Origin of the sequence: Bergeriella denitrificans NBRC 102155 (assembly GCF_001592185.1) — a bacterium.
Taxonomy (GTDB): Bacteria; Pseudomonadota; Gammaproteobacteria; order Burkholderiales; family Neisseriaceae; genus Neisseria; species Neisseria denitrificans.
Window position 1 is genome coordinate 1 of sequence record NZ_BCWL01000320.1, and the last position, 1,405, is coordinate 1,405.

Consider the following 1,405-nt stretch of genomic DNA (forward strand, 5'->3'; position numbering starts at 1 on the left):
GTGAAATTCCTAAAAAACAGAAATCTTTATTGCCGTCATTAGCTTCGCAAGTCCGCTGCGCTCCCCCGCCACCCGTTTCAGCGTTCAATACCGATAAAACTTTCGCCGCTGTCGCGCTGCGCCCGCCATTGCTCGCGCAAAGAGCCGCTGCTGCTGCGTGCGCCCACGGGGGCATCCTGCTCCAGCTGCCACACCGCCCGCGCGCCGCCGCCGATGGGGTGTGAGCCGCGCAAGCCGATATGGCTGCCGAAGTCGGATACCCCGCTGTGCGAAGCCGAGCGGCCGCCGAAGCGGGTTTGCGCGGTTTCCACGCCGCTTTTCAAAGTACCGTAAAACTGCACGTCTGCCAGCGCCGGCGCGGCACACGCGGCGGCCAGCAGCCATAATGTCCGTTTCATTGCTTTGTCTCCCAAATCGGCGTATTGCCGTTGTTTCGCGTATCGGATATAAGTGTTGAAGTATAGCCCTTGCCCCTGTAAATAAATCATAATTCAAGCAAAAGCCGTCTGAAAAACAAGGAGTGTTTATGAATAACTTACGCGCCGCCGCCATACAAATGGTTTCCGGCACCGACCCCGAAGCCAATATCGCCGCCATGCGCCGCCTAGTACGCCAAGCCGCCGAACAAGGCGCGGATTGGGTGCTTCTGCCTGAATACTGGCCGTTGATGGGGCGGCAGGATACCGACAAACTGGCGGTGGCCGAGCCGCTCGGCGAAGGGCGTTTTCAGACGGCCATGAGCGAAGCCGCGCGGGAATGCGGCGTGGTGTTGTTCGGCGGCACCATTCCGCTGCACAGCCCCGAGTCGGGCAAAGTGATGAATACCCTGATGGTGTACGGCCGCGACGGGCAAGCCCTCAGCCTCTACCACAAAATGCACTTATTCGGCTTCTCCGGCCTGGGCGAGCGCTATTCCGAAGCCGACACCATCAGCGCCGGCGGCGAGCTGCCCGACTGCCGCGCCGACGGCATCGATGCCGCGCTGGGCACGTGCTACGATTTGCGCTTTCCCGAGTTTTTCCGCGCCCAGCAGCCGTTTGACGTTTTGCTGCTGCCCGCCGCCTTTACCTACACCACCGGCCAGGCGCATTGGGAGCTGCTACTGCGCGCCCGCGCCGTGGAAAACCAGTGCTACGTTATCGCCGCAGGTCAAGGCGGCAAACACGAAAGCGGGCGGCGCACCTTCGGCCACAGCATGATTATCGACCCGTGGGGCGAAGTGCTGGCCGTATTGCCCGAAGGCGAAGGCGTGGTCACGGCCGAGCTGGATGCCGCGCGTCTGCAAAGCGTGCGCACGCGCCTGCCCGCCCTGCAGCACCGCCTGCTGTAAACCGCGCCGCAAGCCGCCTTCACAATCAAAAAGGCCGTCTGAAAATATGGTTTTTCAGACGGCCTTTTTAAATAT

2 protein-coding genes are annotated in these 1,405 nt (G+C 61.3%); one reads left to right on the plus strand and one right to left on the minus strand.

Annotation, left to right across the window (positions count from 1 at the left end):
• Window positions 1-77 precede the first annotated feature (77 nt).
• The gene (locus tag BDE01S_RS10530) at window positions 78-398 is read right to left on the minus strand and encodes a porin (RefSeq protein ID WP_066081328.1); all 321 of its coding nucleotides are present in this window, start codon (window positions 396-398) and stop codon (window positions 78-80) included.
• Window positions 399-526: 128 nt separating this feature from the next.
• Between BDE01S_RS10530 and BDE01S_RS10535 the strand changes: the two genes are divergently transcribed.
• Entirely contained in the window at window positions 527-1,330 is an 804-nt protein-coding gene (locus BDE01S_RS10535) for a carbon-nitrogen hydrolase family protein (protein WP_066081332.1), read from the plus strand.
• The last annotated feature ends 75 nt before the right edge of the window (window positions 1,331-1,405 follow it).